The sequence below is a fragment of the Roseateles sp. P5_E1 genome (assembly GCF_054049335.1).
Map to the genome: position 1 here is coordinate 224,144 of NZ_JBFUMN010000002.1, position 15,676 is coordinate 239,819.

At 68.1% G+C, this 15,676-nt stretch carries 16 protein-coding genes; 5 read left to right on the forward strand and 11 right to left on the reverse strand.

Annotated features, from left to right (window positions below; translation table 11 throughout):
• Nucleotide 1: 1 nt before the first annotated feature.
• The 4 genes from ACXJKJ_RS03715 to ACXJKJ_RS03730 all read right to left on the reverse strand — a co-directional run bounded on the left by ACXJKJ_RS03715 (nt 2) and on the right by ACXJKJ_RS03730 (nt 4,512).
• A complete protein-coding gene (locus ACXJKJ_RS03715; protein ID WP_457389138.1) occupies nt 2-2,239 on the reverse strand; it encodes a penicillin-binding protein 1A in 2,238 nt (745 codons plus the stop codon).
• A 51-nt stretch (nt 2,240-2,290) separates the two neighbouring features.
• Nucleotides 2,291-2,731: a tetratricopeptide repeat protein gene (locus ACXJKJ_RS03720; RefSeq protein WP_457324631.1), complete on the reverse strand. Its 441-nt coding sequence runs from the start codon at nt 2,729-2,731 to the stop codon at nt 2,291-2,293.
• Nucleotides 2,732-2,830: 99 nt separating this feature from the next.
• Nucleotides 2,831-3,667 (reverse strand): amidohydrolase, encoded by an 837-nt coding sequence (locus ACXJKJ_RS03725; protein ID WP_457389139.1) that lies wholly within the window; start codon nt 3,665-3,667, stop codon nt 2,831-2,833.
• Nucleotides 3,667-4,512 carry a transposase gene (locus tag ACXJKJ_RS03730; protein WP_457324633.1) on the reverse strand — a complete coding sequence of 282 codons (846 nt, stop codon included), beginning with the start codon at nt 4,510-4,512 and terminating at the stop codon, nt 3,667-3,669. The genes ACXJKJ_RS03725 and ACXJKJ_RS03730 overlap by 1 nt, the downstream gene beginning before the upstream one ends.
• 75 nt (nt 4,513-4,587) lie before the next feature.
• On the opposite strand from ACXJKJ_RS03730, the gene ACXJKJ_RS03735 reads away from it, so the two are divergent.
• The 3 genes from ACXJKJ_RS03735 (at nt 4,588) to ACXJKJ_RS03745 (ending at nt 5,872) form a co-directional block, all read left to right on the forward strand.
• On the forward strand, nt 4,588-4,827 hold the full coding sequence (locus ACXJKJ_RS03735; protein WP_056203067.1) for a hypothetical protein: 240 nt from the start codon (nt 4,588-4,590) through the stop codon (nt 4,825-4,827).
• A 25-nt stretch (nt 4,828-4,852) separates the two neighbouring features.
• The gene (locus ACXJKJ_RS03740; RefSeq protein WP_056203064.1) at nt 4,853-5,485 is read left to right on the forward strand and encodes a UPF0149 family protein; all 633 of its coding nucleotides are present in this window, start codon (nt 4,853-4,855) and stop codon (nt 5,483-5,485) included.
• A gap of 63 nt (nt 5,486-5,548) precedes the next feature.
• Complete coding sequence (locus ACXJKJ_RS03745) at nt 5,549-5,872, forward strand: hypothetical protein (protein WP_457389140.1); 324 nt, start codon at nt 5,549-5,551, stop codon at nt 5,870-5,872.
• Here ACXJKJ_RS03745 and ACXJKJ_RS03750 read toward each other — a convergent pair.
• Complete coding sequence (locus tag ACXJKJ_RS03750) at nt 5,869-7,671, reverse strand: ABCB family ABC transporter ATP-binding protein/permease (RefSeq protein WP_457389141.1); 1,803 nt, start codon at nt 7,669-7,671, stop codon at nt 5,869-5,871. The genes ACXJKJ_RS03745 and ACXJKJ_RS03750 overlap by 4 nt on opposite strands.
• A 167-nt stretch (nt 7,672-7,838) precedes the next feature.
• Here ACXJKJ_RS03750 and ACXJKJ_RS03755 point away from each other — a divergent pair, with 167 nt between their 5' ends.
• Nucleotides 7,839-9,485: a methyl-accepting chemotaxis protein gene (locus ACXJKJ_RS03755; RefSeq protein ID WP_457389142.1), complete on the forward strand. Its 1,647-nt coding sequence runs from the start codon at nt 7,839-7,841 to the stop codon at nt 9,483-9,485.
• A gap of 37 nt (nt 9,486-9,522) precedes the next feature.
• Nucleotides 9,523-9,924 (forward strand): acyl-CoA thioesterase, encoded by a 402-nt coding sequence (locus ACXJKJ_RS03760; RefSeq protein ID WP_056203053.1) that lies wholly within the window; start codon nt 9,523-9,525, stop codon nt 9,922-9,924.
• Between the two features lie 22 nt (nt 9,925-9,946).
• Here the strand turns inward: ACXJKJ_RS03760 and ACXJKJ_RS03765 are convergent, their stop codons facing one another.
• The 6 genes from ACXJKJ_RS03765 to ACXJKJ_RS03790 form a co-directional block, all read right to left on the reverse strand.
• Nucleotides 9,947-11,689, reverse strand: a complete 1,743-nt coding sequence (locus ACXJKJ_RS03765; protein ID WP_457389143.1) for a rhamnogalacturonan lyase B N-terminal domain-containing protein — start codon at nt 11,687-11,689, stop codon at nt 9,947-9,949.
• A 198-nt stretch (nt 11,690-11,887) separates the two neighbouring features.
• Nucleotides 11,888-12,541 (reverse strand): SGNH/GDSL hydrolase family protein, encoded by a 654-nt coding sequence (locus ACXJKJ_RS03770; protein WP_457389144.1) that lies wholly within the window; start codon nt 12,539-12,541, stop codon nt 11,888-11,890.
• A gap of 71 nt (nt 12,542-12,612) precedes the next feature.
• Nucleotides 12,613-13,377, reverse strand: coding sequence for an enoyl-CoA hydratase (locus tag ACXJKJ_RS03775; protein ID WP_457325565.1), 765 nt, complete (start codon nt 13,375-13,377; stop codon nt 12,613-12,615).
• 10 nt (nt 13,378-13,387) lie between these two features.
• Nucleotides 13,388-13,921 carry a DUF1569 domain-containing protein gene (locus ACXJKJ_RS03780; protein ID WP_457389145.1) on the reverse strand — a complete coding sequence of 178 codons (534 nt, stop codon included), beginning with the start codon at nt 13,919-13,921 and terminating at the stop codon, nt 13,388-13,390.
• Between the two features lie 3 nt (nt 13,922-13,924).
• The gene (locus tag ACXJKJ_RS03785; protein WP_457389146.1) at nt 13,925-15,139 is read right to left on the reverse strand and encodes an acetyl-CoA C-acyltransferase; all 1,215 of its coding nucleotides are present in this window, start codon (nt 15,137-15,139) and stop codon (nt 13,925-13,927) included.
• Between the two features lie 14 nt (nt 15,140-15,153).
• On the reverse strand, nt 15,154-15,645 hold the full coding sequence (locus ACXJKJ_RS03790; protein ID WP_457389147.1) for a DUF4442 domain-containing protein: 492 nt from the start codon (nt 15,643-15,645) through the stop codon (nt 15,154-15,156).
• Nucleotides 15,646-15,676: the final 31 nt, after the last annotated feature.

Here is a 15,676-nt window from a genome sequence, read left to right on the forward strand (position 1 = left end):
GCTACTGGTTGATCGGCGGCGCCGACGGCGCGGGCTCGGACGCAGCCTCATCGACGCGCGGCGGGGCCGGTGGCAGGCCGATGCGCGCGATCGCCATGTCGCCGGCGAACTCCGAGTAGAACCAGTTGCCGTCCTGCTGCACCAGGCCCTCGTCCGGCGGTGCCAGCTGGGTGCTGGGTTGGCCCTTCAAGGCCACGGCCATGGTCGCGACCCAGACCGGCAGGGCCAGTCCACCACCGGTTTCGCGCTCACCCAGGGACTTGGGCTGGGGATAGCCGATCCAGACGGCACCGGCCCGCGTGGCCTGGAAACCGCAGAACCAGGCGTCGACGGCGTCATTGGTCGTGCCGGTCTTGCCATAGAGGTCCCAGCGGCCGAGCAGGCTGCTGGCCCGCGCGCCCGTGCCTTCGCGCGCGACGGCGGCGAGCAGTTGCGAGGTCATGAAGGCATTGCGCGGGCTGACAGCCGTCCTCATCTTTGGCGGCTCGGCCTTCCACAGCACGGCGCCTTGCGCGTCCTGCACGCGGTCGATGAGCCAGGCCGTCGGCAGCTGGCCGGCGTTGGCGAAGGCGGCGTAACCCTGGGCCATCTGCAGCGGCGTCACGGAGCCGGTGCCCAGGGCGATGGTCAGGTTCAGCGGCTGCTTGTCCTCGTCCAGGCCGAAGCGCGCCGCCCAGGCGCGAGCGCGCTGCGGGCCCAGGGCCTGCACCAGGTGGATGGTGACCATGTTCTTGGAGCGGGCCAGGCCCTGGCGCAGCGTCAGCGCCTCCTCGTACTGGCCGTCGTAGTTGCGCGGTGACCAGTCGCCAACCTCGACGGGCTGGTCGCTGACCAGGGTGCCGGCCCAGGCCCCCTGGTCGATGATGGCCGAGTAGATGAAGGGCTTGAAGGCCGAGCCCGGCTGGCGCCAGGCCTGGGTGGCGGAGTTGAACTGGTTGCGGGCGAAGTCGAAGCCGCCCACCAGGGCGCGGATGGCGCCGGTGGCCGGGTCCAGCGTGACGACGGCGCCTTCGGCCTGCGGTGTCTGGCTGAGCTGCCACTGCTTGCCGGACTCCATCACCCGCAGCACGGCACCGCGCTTGAGGCTCTGCAGCGGGCGCAGCGCCTGGCCCTTCAAGCTGATCTTCTCGCCGTCGGCCATCACCAGCTCGGCCGCGCTCTTGTCGACCTTGAGCAGCACGGCGGTGCGCAGCTCGCCGAGGTCGGCGTGGGCGTCGAAGGCGGCCTCCAGGGCATCGTCGAAGTCTTCGCCTTCAGGCAGCTCGACGGTCGCCTCGGGGCCGCGGAAAGGCTGGCGGCGCTCCAGCTCGAACAGCGCATGGCGCAGCGCCTCTTGCGCAGCCGCCTGCTCGGCATAGCGCAGCGTCGTGTAGACGGTCAGGCCGCGCGTGTAGGCCTCCTCGCCAAAGCGCGTCACCATCTCGGCACGCACCTGCTCGGCGGCATGGTCGGCGACGCCGGAGAGGCGCTTGGGCCGGCGCACGTCCAGCGGCTTCTCGCGCGCGGTGTCGGCCTGGGCCTGCGTGATCTGGCCCACCGCCACGAGGCGTCCCAGCACGACAGCCTGGCGACGCTTGGTGCGCTCAGGGTAGAGAACCGGGTTGAGGCGGTTGGGGTCCTTGGGCAGGCCGACGAGCACGGCAATCTCGCCGGTGTTGAGCTTGTCCAGCGGCTTGCCGAAATAGCGCTCGGCCGCGGCGCCAAAGCCATAGGCCTTGTTGCCCAGCGAGATCTGGTTCATGTAGATCTCGAGGATCTGATCCTTGCTCAGGTTTCTCTCGATCTTGATGGCCAGCAGTCCCTCCTGGGCCTTGCGCGCAAAGGTCTGCCGGTTGCTCAGGAAGATGTTGCGGGCCAGCTGCTGCGTGATGGTGGACGCGCCCTGCAGCCGCGTCGGGTGCAGGATGTTGTGCAGCATGGCGCGGCCGATGCCGCTGTAGTCGATGCCGGAGTGCACGTAGAAGTCGCTGTCTTCGACGGCCAGCAACGCGTCCTGCAGGGCTTTTGGGATGTCCTTCAGCGGCACGAAGCGCCGCCGCTCGGCGCCGAACTCGCCCAGCAGCTGGCCGTCCTCGCTGAGCACGCGCAGCGGCTGGTGGGGCTGGTAGTCGGTCAGCGCATCAAGGGCCGGCAGCTGCGCCCAGATCAGCGCCGCCACGATGGCACCCAGCAGCAGGATCGCCAACGGCACGCCCACGAGGGCGGCGAGCCAGGGGCGTTGGAGAAGGAACTTCAGCATGGCGCGCATCCTAGGGGGTGGCCACCTGGCTCTGGCGCGGGCTGCAAGCTGTTACTTGGCCGCCGCGATGGCACGCTGCAGGTGCTCGCGCTGCTCGCAACCGGCCGGGCAGAGCTTCTCCAGCACGGCCAGGCGCTCATGCGCCTTGGGCAGCTCGCCCTTCATCACATAGAGCTCGCCCAGGTATTCGTTGGCGCCGCGGTGGTTGGGGTCGATGCGCAGTGCCTGCAGGTACTGGGCCTCGGCCTCGGTGAACTGCGGCGTGGCCTGCTTGCGCAGCGTATAGCCCATCAGGTTGTGCCAGTCGGCATTGCCGGCCTGGGGCTCGGTGCGCAACGCGGCCAGGGCGCCTGCCCAGTCCTTGGCCGCGATGAGGCGGCGTGGCGTGGCCAGTGGATCGGCCGCGGCAGGCTTGATCTCCGGCGGTGGGCTCATGTCGGCGGCCCAGGCGGAGCTGGCCAGCAGCAAGGCGGTCAGGACGAAGCGGCGCATGGGCGTCTCCCGAAGTGATGCCGATTGGCAGGGCCGCCAGCTTAGCGCCCTCCGCTGCCACGACGGGGGCTGTCAGAAGTCATGGCGGCCTTGCGCCGTTCAAGCAGCTTGGAGGGCGAACAACTCGGCCGCGTTGCGCCAGGCGATGCGCTGAGCCACCTCAGACGGCAACTGCCCGAGCCAGCCGCGGTACTCGGCGAACAGGCCCTCGTAGTGCTGCAGACGCTGGGGGACCCAGGTGTCGGAGCCGATCAGGAAGCGCCCCGGGTGCTGTGTCATCAGTGCGCGCCAGTCGTCGCCAAGCTTGCCGTCAAACGTGATGCCCGGCCGGTAGGACAGCTCGCCGCGCAGACCCGCGTGCTTGGCTAGCAGCTCCTTCACGCGCGGCAAGGGCTCGCCGGAAATGCCAGTGTGGGCCCAGATCAGCGACATGCCGGGCGCGTGGCCAAGCAGCTTGTCGACCGCCACATCGTCCACGTGAGCCAGCACGGTCAGGCCGCGCTCGCGCGCCAGCTTCATCAGTGCGATGGCGGTCGGCCCATCGGCATTGGCGCTGTCGTAGAGATGGAACTCACCCAGGCCGCGGAAGGGCCCGGCCGGGCTGCCGCGCTTCAGCAGTTCCAGCACCATCAGCCGAATGCTGTCGTCGGCGAACCAGCCGGTGTAGTCGGCCCGGTCGCGGTACAGGCGGATGAAGGGCACCCATTGCGGCCCCGGCTCAGAGACGAGACGCAGCGTGCCGTCGTTGGGCCGGCTGTTGACCAACGCACCGCGCACGCCCGCGCGGGCCATGCGGCCCAGTACATCGGCCGGTGGATGCAGCGCCTGGGCGTCGTCGTTGTAGTGCAGATGAGCATCGAACAGCGGGCCGGCATAGGCCTGCGCCCATGCGGGAACCGGCAGGCCGGCCAGCAGCAATGCCCGGCGTCTGAGCATCAGACGGCTCGCTCGGCGGCAGCGATGAGTCGGCTGATGCGCGATACGGACAGGCCGAGCTGGCCCGCCAGATCCGTCATCGCGACGCCGCCCTCGGCATGGGCCAGCCACAGCGCCTGCTCACGGATGCCGCCGGCGCGCTTCAGCCACTCGCCAAAGCCCGTGCGGGCCACGCGACGGGGCGCAACGGCGGCGGCCCGCATGCGCGCGGCGAAGTCGGCGTCGCCGAGGAAGATCTGTTCACGCAGACGCCCGGGCCACAGCTGCAAGCCAGGCTCGGAGGCGACCAGGCGGGCATAGCGTTCGCCGGCCAGGCGATGCTGGGCCGGCGTCGTCGCCGGGCGCCCCAGCAGATGGCTGTGCAGGCCATCGACGTCCAGCCATTCGGGCGCGGCTTCCATGGCGGCCAGGGCGCGGAAGCTCGAGCCAGCCCAATCCGCCGCGCCACGCGCCAGGCGCAGGCGCACCGGGTTGAGGTCGACATAGCGGCAGGCATCCAGCAGATGGCGCTCGCGGTCGACCAGCACGGCATGGAAACGCCCCTGGAACAGCGAGCCGCTGAAGCCGTGGCGGCGCTGGTGATGCTGGGTGTAGACGCCGTTCACATGCCGCATCAGCTGCGACAGATTGGCGCGGCGCGTGAACAGCAGCAGGTGGTAATGGTCGGGCAGCAGGGCGTAGGCCAGGGCCTGGGCGTCGAAACGGTGCAGGGCCTGGGCCAGCAAGGCACGCATTTCGGCACGATCGGCTTCGTCGACAAAAGCCTGCTGCCCGCTCTCGAACGGGCAGTGGGCGCCGATCAGATAGACGGCGCCAGCGATCTCGAGTCGAGCAGGCCTTGCCATGCGCCACCTTAAGTCTCGCCGCCCGGAATGGCAAGATGGCGGCCTGCCGGTCTCCTCATTCGTCCGGCACGCCCCATGAAGACCCATCAAATCGAAATCCAGAAGTTCAAGGCCGCGTCCGCCAACCAGCACGGCCAGATCATGTTCAAGGTGGACGCCATGGTCACGCCCAAGACGCCCATCGACGGCATCGAGCCCAGCAGCGTCATCGTCATGACGGAGCAGAACGCCCGCGTGCTGATGGCCTTGCTGAAGGCACAGATCGCCGAAATCGACAACAAGAAGCCCAAGAGCCGCCACGGCCGCCACGGCTGAACTCGCGAGGCAAAGGACGACTCCCATGCAGTACCCCCAATACAACCCCGCCTCCGACAACCGGCCGCTGTCCGACGAGGAGCTCGACGACCTGGACGAGCTGCTCTCGGTGCTGCCCACCGATAGCGCGATGAACATCGAGGCGCTGGACGGCTATCTGACTGGCCTGCTGCTGTCGCCGCAAAAGCTGGCCGACCTGCCTGGAGACGCCTGGCTGCCGGTGGTCTGGGGCGGCGACCAGGAGCCCGACCCCAAGCCCTTCGCCAGCGGCAAGCAGCGCAAAAAGGTCGTCATGGCGATGCTGCGGCATGTGCAATCCATCGCCATGGCCTGGACGCATGCGCCCAAGGCCTGGGAGCCCATCTTCAGCTTTGCCTCACTGGAGGGGGACAGCGAAGATGAAGACACCGAGTACGCCGACGCCGAAGACTGGGCTGCCGGCTTCCTGATGGCCGTGGACCTGGCGCCCGAGGCCTGGGGGCCGTTGTTCGACGGTGCCGGAACGGCCGAGCTGCTCGCGCCCATCGCCGCCCTGGGCGGTGAGGATGGCGCGCTGGCCGAAGGCTCGGCTGCCGAGCGCGACGAAGCCAGCCGCAAGATTCCTGACGCCATGCTGGCGTTGTGGGCTCTGCGCCAAGACGCCGACCAGAAAGCGTAACCATCCCCCCAACGCGGGTGGTTGCAGGTGGCCGCAAGCGTCGGTTTAGGTTAACTTCAGGCCATGCTCCAGACCCTGCTCGCAGCCACCGGCCTTGCCGTCTGCATCGCGATGGCGGTCCACATGGCCCTGCCCTACCGGCTGCAGGCGCGGGTGGATGYCGGCGTGGCCGCCCTGGCATCGTGGGTGGAGTTGCAGATCGCCCGCCTGACCGGTTGGCGCCGCCGCCAGCGCCAGACCCGAGCCGCCGCGCTGGAGGCCGAGCGCGTCATCCGCCGCGCCCGCGAGTCGGCCCTGCACGATGCGCGCGACAGTCGCACGGACGGCGAGTGGGACGGCAACGTCTATCGGCCCAAGAGCTTCGAGAAGCCCAAGAAGCCGCACTAGTCAGCTGACTGCTGCAGGCGCCACATTTCGGCGTAGCGGCCGTTCCTGGCCAGCAAGGTGTCGTGCCGGCCGCGCTCGATGATGCGGCCCTGCTCCAGCACGAGGATCTCGTGCGCGTCGACGACGGTGGACAGGCGGTGGGCGATGACCAGCACGGTCTTGTTCTGGCCCACGGACTCCAGTTCGGCCTGGATGGCTCGCTCGTTGGTCGAATCCAGTGCCGACGTGGCTTCATCAAAGATGAGGATGGGCGGGTTCTTCAGCAGCGTGCGCGCAATGGCCACGCGCTGCTTCTCGCCACCCGACAGCTTCAGGCCACGTTCGCCCACCATGGTGTCGTAGCCGAGCGGTGTCGCCGCGATGAAGGCATGGATATGCGCCGCACGCGCCGCGCCTTCCACCTCCTGCTGACTCGCGCCCGGCCGGCCGTAGGCGATGTTGTACGCCACGGTGTCGTTGAAGAGCACGGTGTCCTGCGGCACGATGCCGATGGCGCGGCGCAGGCTGGACTGCGTCACCGTACGGATGTCCTGGCCGTCGATGCGGATGGCACCCGAATCGATGTCGTAGAAGCGGTAGAGCAGCCGCGCCAGCGTGCTCTTGCCTGAGCCGCTGGGGCCGACGACGGCGACCTTCCTGCCCGCCGGGATCTCGAAGCTGACGCCGTGCAGGATGGGCCGCACGGGGTCGTAGGCGAAACGGACGTTGTCGAAGACGACACTGCCACCGCCCACGGCCAGCTCGGCGGCATCCGGCGCATCGGCGATCTCGCGCTCGCGGTCCAGCAGCACGAAGAGCTTCTCGATATCCGTCAGCGCCTGCTTGATCTCGCGGTAGATGACGCCGAGGAAGTTCAGCGGGATATAGAGCTGGATCATGAAGGCGTTGACCATGACCAGGTCGCCCAGGCTCATGCGGCCCGCCACGACGCCCTGGGTGGCTCGCCACAGCATCAGCACCAGCGCCGACGCGATGATGAGCTGCTGGCCGGTGTTCAGCATGGACAACGTGCGCTGGCTTTTCAGCTGCGCGCGGCGCAGCTTCTCCAGGCTCTCGTCATAGCGCGTGGCCTCGAAGGCCTCGTTGTTGAAGTACTTGACCGTCTCGTAGTTCAGCAGCGAGTCGATGGCCTTGCTGTGGGCCACCGAGTCCAGCTCGTTGAGCGTCTTGCGGAATTTGGTGCGCCACTCGGTGACGACGACGGTAAAGCCGATATAGATCACCAACGCCGCCACCGTGATGCCGGCGAACCAGACGTCGAACTTSACGCCCAGCASCGTCAGCACCAGCACGACCTCGATCAGCGTCGGCACGATGCTGTAGAGCGAATAGCTGATCAGCGAGTGCACAGCGCGCGTGCCGCGCTCGATGTCGCGCGTCATGCCGCCGGTCTGGCGTTCGAGGTGAAAGCGCAGCGACAGGTCGTGCAGATGCCGGAACACCTGCAGCGAGATGCTGCGCGACGTGCCCTCGGTGGCCTTGGCGAAGATCAGCTCACGCGCCTCGGCGAACAGCGACGTCGACAGCCGCAACGCGCCATAGGCCAGCAGCAGACCCAGCGGCACCACCATCAGGGCCTCGGGCTGGCCAGGCTTGAGGTTCAGGCTGTCGATCAGCTGCTTGAGCAGCAGGGGCACGCCGACATTGCAGAGCTTGGCGCCCACCATGAAGGTCAGCGCCAGTGCAACGCGCCAGCGGTAGCGCCACAGATAGGGCAGCAGGCGGCCGACGGTGCCCCAGTCGCCACGGGGAGCGCTGGCTGAGGCGGGTTCAGGGAGGCGGGCGGCAAGAGAACGCATGCCGGCATTGTCCGGTCGCGCGCCGGAAGGCGTGTTCCGCATGGGAACTGCCGGTGGACCCCTTGCGCCTTTGACGCAGCGCAATCGCGGTGCACCTTTCTACGCCTACGCTGGGCCCCTGGCGCCGAAAACCAGGGCTGGTTATCCGTCCCACCTGAGAGGCCAATATGCGCAACAACCAACCGGTGACCCCGAACGGGTACGCCCTGGCCTCCGACCAGACCCTCATTTCCATCACGGACCTGAAGGGGCGCATCACCTACTGCAACCCCAGCTTCGTGGCCGTCAGCGGCTACGCGCAGGCGGAGTTGCTGGGCCAGCCGCACAACATCGTGCGCCACCCGGACATGCCGGAGGAGGCCTTCCGCGACCTCTGGGCCACCATCGAGGGCGGACAACCCTGGACCGCACTCGTCAAGAACCGGCGCAAGAACGGCGACTACTACTGGGTGCGAGCCAACGCGACGCCGGTGCGAAACGGCGACCGCACGGTGGGGTATCTGTCGGTGCGCACCAAGCCCAGCGACGTCGAGGTACGCCGCTTCGAGCAGCTCTACGCCACCATGCGCGCTGAGGCGTCCGCAGGCCGCCGGACTCATGTGCTGCGGCGCGGCGTGGTCAAGCGCAACGACACAGTGGGCCGCCTGACAGACTGGCTGCGGCCCGAGTTGCGCGGCCAGATGGTTTTGCTGGCCGTGCTGGCCGCGGCCGGGCCGCTGCTCGCAGCCTGGGCCGGCGCGCCAGGCTGGGGCCTGGTACTGGCTGCCCTGGCCAGCACCGCCGCCGCCAGCTACGGCCTGCTCGCGAGCGGGATCGCCCCGCTGCGCCAGGTGATTGCCACCGCCAACCTGCTGGCAGGCGGCGATCTGACGCGGCACGTCGAGGTCAGCGGCCGGGGCGAGATCGGCGAGCTGCAACTGGCGCTGGCCCAACTGACCGTGTCCGTGCGCACCGTCGTTCGCGACGTGCGCGAGGAGGTCATCCACCTGGAGGACGGCGCCCGCGAGATCGCCGCCGGCAACCAGGACCTGTCTTCCCGCACCGAGTCCCAAGCCAGCAGCCTGGAGCAGACCGCCGCCGCGATGGACGAGATCAGCGGCACCGTGCGGCAGACCTCGGAGCTGGCCGGCGACGGTGCCCGCTTTGCGCGCGAGACCGCCGGTGTGGCCCAGCGCAGCCAGCAAGCCGTCCACGGCGTGACGGACACCATGCAGGAGATCACCGACTCGTCGCAGCGCATCGGCGACATCATCCAAGTCATCGAAGGCGTGGCCTTCCAGACCAACATCCTGGCCCTGAATGCCGCCGTCGAGGCGGCTCGCGCCGGCGAGCAGGGCCGCGGTTTCGCGGTGGTGGCCGCCGAGGTGCGCGCCCTCGCTCAGCGCACCGGCACGGCAGCCAAGGAGATCCGCGCCCTTATCGAGGAATCGCGCGGGCGCGTCGAGACCGGCAGCCACCGGGCCGGTGACGCACAGCTGCGCATGGACGAGGTGGCCTCCGCCGTGTCGCGCGTCAGCGACGTGCTGGTGCAGATCGACACCGCCGCGAGCGAGCAGGCCACCGGCGTCGCCCAGGTCGGCGAGGCCGTGCAGCAGATGGATGCCATCACGCAGCAGAACGCCGCGATGGTGGAGGAGCTGGCCGCTTCGGCCACAGCGCTGAACGGCCAGGTCAGCCGGGTGCGGGACTCCATCCGTGTCTTCCGCCTGAGCGACCAGGACAGGAGCCTGGCCGAGGCCGACGCGGCCAACTTGCGCAAGGCGCAGCGGGGTGACACGGCGCCTCGCGCCACGCCGGGCGCCGACAACCGGTAGCGCTTCTGAACGGCAGCTTGTACGGGACAATCCCGCCATGACTGAAAACGCCCCATCGACACCGCACGGCGGTGACCGCCAGCTCGTCCTGCGCGTCATGCCCATGCCGGCCGACGCCAACGCCAACGGCGACATCTTCGGCGGCTGGATCATGGCCCAGGTCGACATCGCCGGCTCGGTGCTGCCGGCCCGCATCTCGCGTGGCCGCGTCGCCACCGTCGCCGTCAACGAGTTCGTTTTCAAGCAGCCGGTGTCCATCGGCGACCTGCTGAGTTTTTACGCCACAGTCACCCGGGTGGGCCGCACCTCCGTCACCGTGCACGTGGAGGTGATGGCCGAGCGCGACCCGGAGAACCTGCACGTGGTCAAGGTGACCGAGGCCAACCTGACCTACGTGGCCATCGACCGCGAAGGCAAGTCGAGGCTGGTGGCACCCTGATCGGCCCGCGCCGATCCAGGGGTCACGGCGTCACGATCAGGTCGACCGCGTCGTAAGACAGAGCCGGGCTCAGGTAGGCCGCCCCCGACGTACCGCTGACGACATTGACGGTCACCGTGTTGGTGCCGGCCACCAGCGCGGTCGACGGAATGTCGAAGCTGTAGAGCCGGTTCACGCCGCGGTAGGTGCCCACCGTCAGGTTGCGCGAGCCCTTGGGCGGCGCGGTCGGGATGGCGGAGGTCCAGCTGCCGTTGTTGACGCTGATCTGCGGCCGGGCGCCGTTGAAGTCTTCCGTCGTTCCAATGCGCAGCGTCAGGTTCTGCACCTGGGCGCTGGTCAGCGTGAACTGGATGACGCGCGCGTTGTTGACGTCCTTCCATTGGTAGGCCGGAAAACCGCTGGCCGCGCTCGACGTGCCCACCACAAAGGTGGCCGGCACCCAACCGCTCATGCGCGCGTCCGACGGATGCATGGTCGTGAGCCTGGCGCCGTTCAGGAACTCGGCTGGCGTGCCGTCCCAGTTGCCGATGCGCCACAGCGCCGCCTTGGCTGAAGGGTCGGCGTTGATCGCCAGCGTGTTCAAGGTCGTCGTGCCGCCGGCCGTGACGGTCACGCTGCCGGTGTAGACCGCCAGCTCGTTCTTGTAGACCGTGAGCGTGTAGGTGCCCGGCCGCATGCCGGTGCTTTTGAAGAAGCCGTTGTTGGCGAGGTTGGCGCTGGCCCAGTACTGCGCCGTGCTGCTGGAGAAGCCCACCGTGTAGCTGTAGCTCGAATCGGTGCCCGACAGACCGACGCCGGCCACCGTGCCGCGGCCGGACGCAGCCACATAACCGTCCAGCGCCATCACCGAGAACCAGCTCGTATCCGGCGCCGACGGCGCACCGCCGGCGGTGAACATCAGCGTGTAGCTGTTCAACACCCCCATGCGGAAGGCCTCGGTCTGGCCCTCGCCATAGTTGACGATATAGGTCAGCTCGTTGTTGGTGGCGGTGATCTGGTTGAGCAGGCTGCGGTAGAAGGGCCCGCCGGAATTGCCTTCGTTGTTGTCCCGATAGAACCACAGCCCCACGCTGCCGGCGCTGTTGAGGCCGCCGAAGTACTGCCAGTCCTTCAGCCGCATGTTGGAGTAGTGCTTGGAGCGCGTTTGCCCCGCGCTGGAGGTGCTGCTGGAGAAACCGAACACGTCGCTCGCTTCGACCGTCGTGTCCGTGCCGCGCAGGTCCTGCGGCCAACTGCCGTTGCTAGCCAGGCCGCCGGGCAGGCCGGCCGGCCCTCCCTTGGAGAGCGCCGCGATGGGCACGCGCAGGATGAAGCGCACCAGGTTCAGCGTGTCGGGCTCCTCGGTGAAATAGGTGCCCATGTAGATGCGCGGCTCGCCGCTCTTGGCCATGTAGTAGTGCTTGAGCACGCCGCCGTTGGCGCTGAAGACGGTCACCGTGATCTTGACGTAGGTGCCGCCGCTGACCACGCCGCCGTTGGCGGTGGAGGCCGACGTGGCCGCACCGCTGCTGCTGATCATCTGGGCCTGCACGTCGACAGCCGAGACGTTGCTGTAGAGGTAATCAAAGCCGGAGTTCAGCTGCGAGCCACGGCTGGCGTCCGCGTACTGCACGCCGTTGTAGAGCAGGCTGGAAAGGTCGCCCTTGGACTGGGTGCTGACGCCGTTGTCATAGGCCATCACCTTGAACACCAGGCCGCCGCCGGTGTCCACCTGGTATTGCAGCTTGGCAGAACTGCCGCTGTCGTAGAGCGTGGTGAGGCTCAAGGCCGCCAATGCTGGCGTGGCCGTGGCCGTCGCCAAAAGCAGGCACGCTGCCGCGCCCAGCCGGCGCAAGCACCGGCGGAGGAAATCGATCCGCATGTTTTGTCTCCTATTGAGCCCGCCGTCTGCAGGTTCGCGCGGCCGGTGCTGCCGCGTTGCTGCGGCCGGGGCAGTCTAGGAACGGCCGGGCGGCCGCAACGCTCAACTTGGTGAGTGGATCGATAGCTGAGGTAACGACGCCACCACCCGATCGGCCAGCGCCTCGGCCCAGAGCGCATAGCCGCGCGGGCCGGGGTGGAAGCCGTCCTCGGCCATCAGCTCGACGGCATTGCGTTGCATGGCCTCGGGCAGATGCAGCACATGGCGTGATGCCTGGCCTTCGACCGCCGAACTCAGGGCCACGTTGAAGCGCGCTGCCTGGCGGCCGAAGAACCAGCGCAGAGGCTGGGGCAGCAGCGGGAATCGCTGCATGGGCGGCGCCGCGCAGTGCACGCTCAGGCGCACACCGGCGCGCTCGGTCGCAAGGGCGTGGATGCGGTCCAACGCCACCAACGCCTGCGCAGGCGCGATCTGGTCAACAACGTCGTTGACGCCCAGGGAGGTGATCAGCACATCGGCCTGCACCACGTCCGCCGCCTCGAACGCCGCGAGCGCCTGCTCGCTGCGATGGCCGCTGGTGGCGATGAGCTGCCAGCCCACCGGCTGCCCGAGGCGCGTTGCCAGAGCCTGAGCGAGCCGGCCGGCCAGTGCTTCGTCCTGATGCGCGGCACCGACTCCAGCGGCGGATGAGTCGCCGACGATCAGCAGCCGCAACGTCGAGCCTTCGGCCCAACGCGGGCCGGCCGCCTCGGGCAAACGCAGCGCCGTCGCACGGACTCGGCGCCCCTGCCAAATCAGCAGTGGGCCGAGTGCGATCTTTGAAAGCTTCAGGAGAATTTGGAAAAGTCCGGCACACGTTTCTGGAAGAAGGCCTGGAAAGCCTCCATCGCCTCGGGGCTGCGCAGGCGGGCACCGAAGATCTCGGCTTCACGCGTGATGGCGGCCTTGACGGCGTCGCGTTGCGCATCGCGGATCAGCTTCTTGCTGTCGCGCACCGCTCCTGGCGCGAGGTTGTTGAACCGTTCGGCGATGCGGCGTGCGTGGTTCAGCACTTCGGAACCCGGCAGCACGCGGTTGGCGATGCCGCATTCGACGGCCTGCTCACCGGTGAAGGGGTCGCCCAGCAGCAGCTTCTCGGCCGCGCGACGGTTGCCGATCAGCTGGGGCAGCACGACGCTGGAGGCGAATTCGGGCACCAGGCCCAAGGCCACGAAGGGCATGGCCAGGCGGGCGTCGTCGGCGACGAAGACGAAGTCGCAGTGCAGCAGCATGGTGGTACCGATGCCGATGGCCGCACCGGTCACGGCAGCGATCACGGGCTTGGTGCTGTCCACCAGTGCATGCATGAACTGGAAGGTCGGTGCATCTTCACCCCGCGTCGGGCCGGCCATGAAGTCTTCCAGGTCATTGCCCGACGTGAAGATGCCYGGCTGRCCGGTGATCAGCACGGCGCGCACGGCCGGATCGGCATCGGCCGCGCGCAGCGCATCAGCCATGGCTTGGTACATCGCCTGGGTGATCGCGTTCTTCTTCTCGGGGCGGGCGATCTCGAGGGTCGCGACGCCGTTGACGGTATAGCTTTTGATGGTCATGTCCGGGTCCTCAAGCGGTTGCTGTCCTGGCGTGGAACTGCGTCCAGTGATTGGCCAGGTGCATCAAATGGGCTCGCTCGTACTGCGGCTTGGTCAGCTCACCGTAGGCGAAATGAGGCCGCAGTGTGCCGTTGAATTGCGTGAAGGCGTCCATGGCATCCAGCAGGCGCTGCACCGAGGTCTTCAGCGCCTGGGACGCATCCAGCGCCGGCGCGCCGGGAATGGGCTCGTCCAGGCTGTGGCTCATCGCACCGCGCGCATTGAACACCGCGAAGGCCGCTGAGCCGATGGACGAGCGGAACCAGGCGCCCTTGAGCGCCGGGAAGCCCTGCATCGAGAACTCGATGCTCTGGGCCAGATGCTGCATGACCTGGCTGAGGTTCCAGGGGWTGTCCTGCACGACCTTGGGCGCGAACAGCAGATCGAGCACGGCCTGCTGACCGTCCTTCCACGTCGCAAAGGTCTTCAACTTGCCCGTACAGGCCGCCAGCGGGGTCGCCGCGAGCAACACCGTGGTGGTCTTGAGCGCGCGGCGACGATCCATGGTTTACAGCCTTTCGAAGATGCCTGCTGCGCCTTGGCCGGCGCCGACGCACATTGTCACCATGCCGTACTTGCCACCGGTGCGGCGCAGGTTGTGGATGACCGAGGCCGCACGGATGGCGCCGGTGGCGCCCAACGGGTGGCCCAGCGCAATCGCTCCGCCGTTCGGGTTGACCTTGCTGCGGTCCAGCACGATGCCCTTGCTGTCGAGGTCGTTCAGCACTGCCAGCGACTGCGCGGCGAAGGCTTCGTTCAGCTCGATCCAGTCCAGATCGGCAGCGGTGATGCCGGCGGCCTTCAGTGCCACGGGGATGGCGGCGATGGGGCCGATGCCCATGATTTCGGGCGGCACGCCGCGCACGGCGAAGGACACGAAGCGGGCCAGCGGCGTCAGGTTGTAGCGCTTGAGCGCGGCCTCGCTGACGATCAGCAGGCCGCCCGAGCCGTCGGAGGTCTGCGAGCTGTTGCCGGCGGTGACGCTGCCCTTGGCGGCGAACACGGGCTTGAGCTTGGCCAGGCCTTCCAGCGAGGTGTCGGGGCGGGCGCCTTCGTCGAGCTTGACGGTGCGGGTCTTGGTGTTGACCGTGCCGTCAGCCAGGTTGGGCGTGCGCTCGATGACGTCGAAGGGCGTCATCTCGGCGTCGAAGTGGCCGGCGGCCATGGCGGCCACGGCGCGGCGGTGCGATTCCACCGAGAACTCGTCCTGGGCTTCGCGGCTGATCTTCCACTGCGCGGCGACCTTCTCGGCCGTCAGGCCCATGCCATAGGCGATGCCGATGTTCTCGTCGCGCTCGAAGATCAGCGGCGACAGGCTGGGCTTGTTGCCGCCCATCGGGATCATGGACATGGACTCGACGCCGCCGGCAAACATCACATCGGCCTCGCCGACGCGGATGCGGTCCGCGGCCATCTGCACGGCGGTGATGCCGGAGGCGCAGTAGCGGTTGATCGTCACGCCGCCGATGGTGGGGCCCAGGCCCGCCAGCACCGAGGCGACGCGGGCGATGTTCATGCCCTGCTCGCCTTCGGGGAAGGAGCAGCCGACGATGGCGTCTTCAATGGCCGCCGGGTCCAGGCCCGGGGCCTGCGCCAGCACGGCCTGCATCACCTTGACGAGCATCTCGTCGGGGCGCGTGTTCTTGAAGTAGCCGCGGCCGCTCTTGCCGATGGGCAGACGGGTGGCGGAGACGATGTAGGCGTCTTGGACTTGCTTGCTCATGGTCTTTCCTTTACTTAAGCCTGGGGCTTTTCTTTGGGCACCCAGGCCCAGACAAATTCACACTCGATCGGCTCGATGCCGGCTTCGTCGGTCACGGTCACGGCGACCCGCACTTCACCCTTGGTCTCGTTCGCCATGGCGAAGCGCTGAGCGGCGGTCAGGTGCGCCTTGGCGACCAGGCCGCCGGTGGCGCGCTTCCTGAAGTTCACCTGCAGCGACTTGCACAGCGGCAGGCAGTCGTCACGCACATTCATGCCCACCACCATGCCGGTGGCGGTCTCGGCGAGCAGCGACATCGCGGCCGCATGCACGCCCTTGATGTGGTTCTGCACCGGGCGCTTGTTGGCGACGCGGATCTCGCTGTGCTCGGGGGTGAGGGCGATGAAATCGAGCGATGCCGTGCCCGTGAAGGGAACCGCACGGCGAAGCGCGAAGTTGCGCGCAGGGCCGCGCAGCGGGCCGGGCAGGCCGTCCAGCTTGGCGAGAGTGCGTTGAAGCCGGTTCACTTTTGTTCCTAGTCAGTCGAGGACAGAGCTA

Coding starts and splice junctions, on each gene's coding strand:
- ACXJKJ_RS03715 (WP_457389138.1), bottom strand. CDS start 2,239: ATGCTGAAGTTCCTTCTCCAACGCCCCTGGCTCGCCGCCCTCGTGGGC.
- ACXJKJ_RS03720 (WP_457324631.1), bottom strand. CDS start 2,731: ATGCGCCGCTTCGTCCTGACCGCCTTGCTGCTGGCCAGCTCCGCCTGG.
- ACXJKJ_RS03725 (WP_457389139.1), bottom strand. CDS start 3,667: ATGCTCAGACGCCGGGCATTGCTGCTGGCCGGCCTGCCGGTTCCCGCA.
- ACXJKJ_RS03730 (WP_457324633.1), bottom strand. CDS start 4,512: ATGGCAAGGCCTGCTCGACTCGAGATCGCTGGCGCCGTCTATCTGATC.
- ACXJKJ_RS03735 (WP_056203067.1), top strand. CDS start 4,588: ATGAAGACCCATCAAATCGAAATCCAGAAGTTCAAGGCCGCGTCCGCC.
- ACXJKJ_RS03740 (WP_056203064.1), top strand. CDS start 4,853: ATGCAGTACCCCCAATACAACCCCGCCTCCGACAACCGGCCGCTGTCC.
- ACXJKJ_RS03755 (WP_457389142.1), top strand. CDS start 7,839: ATGCGCAACAACCAACCGGTGACCCCGAACGGGTACGCCCTGGCCTCC.
- ACXJKJ_RS03760 (WP_056203053.1), top strand. CDS start 9,523: ATGACTGAAAACGCCCCATCGACACCGCACGGCGGTGACCGCCAGCTC.
- ACXJKJ_RS03785 (WP_457389146.1), bottom strand. CDS start 15,139: ATGAGCAAGCAAGTCCAAGACGCCTACATCGTCTCCGCCACCCGTCTG.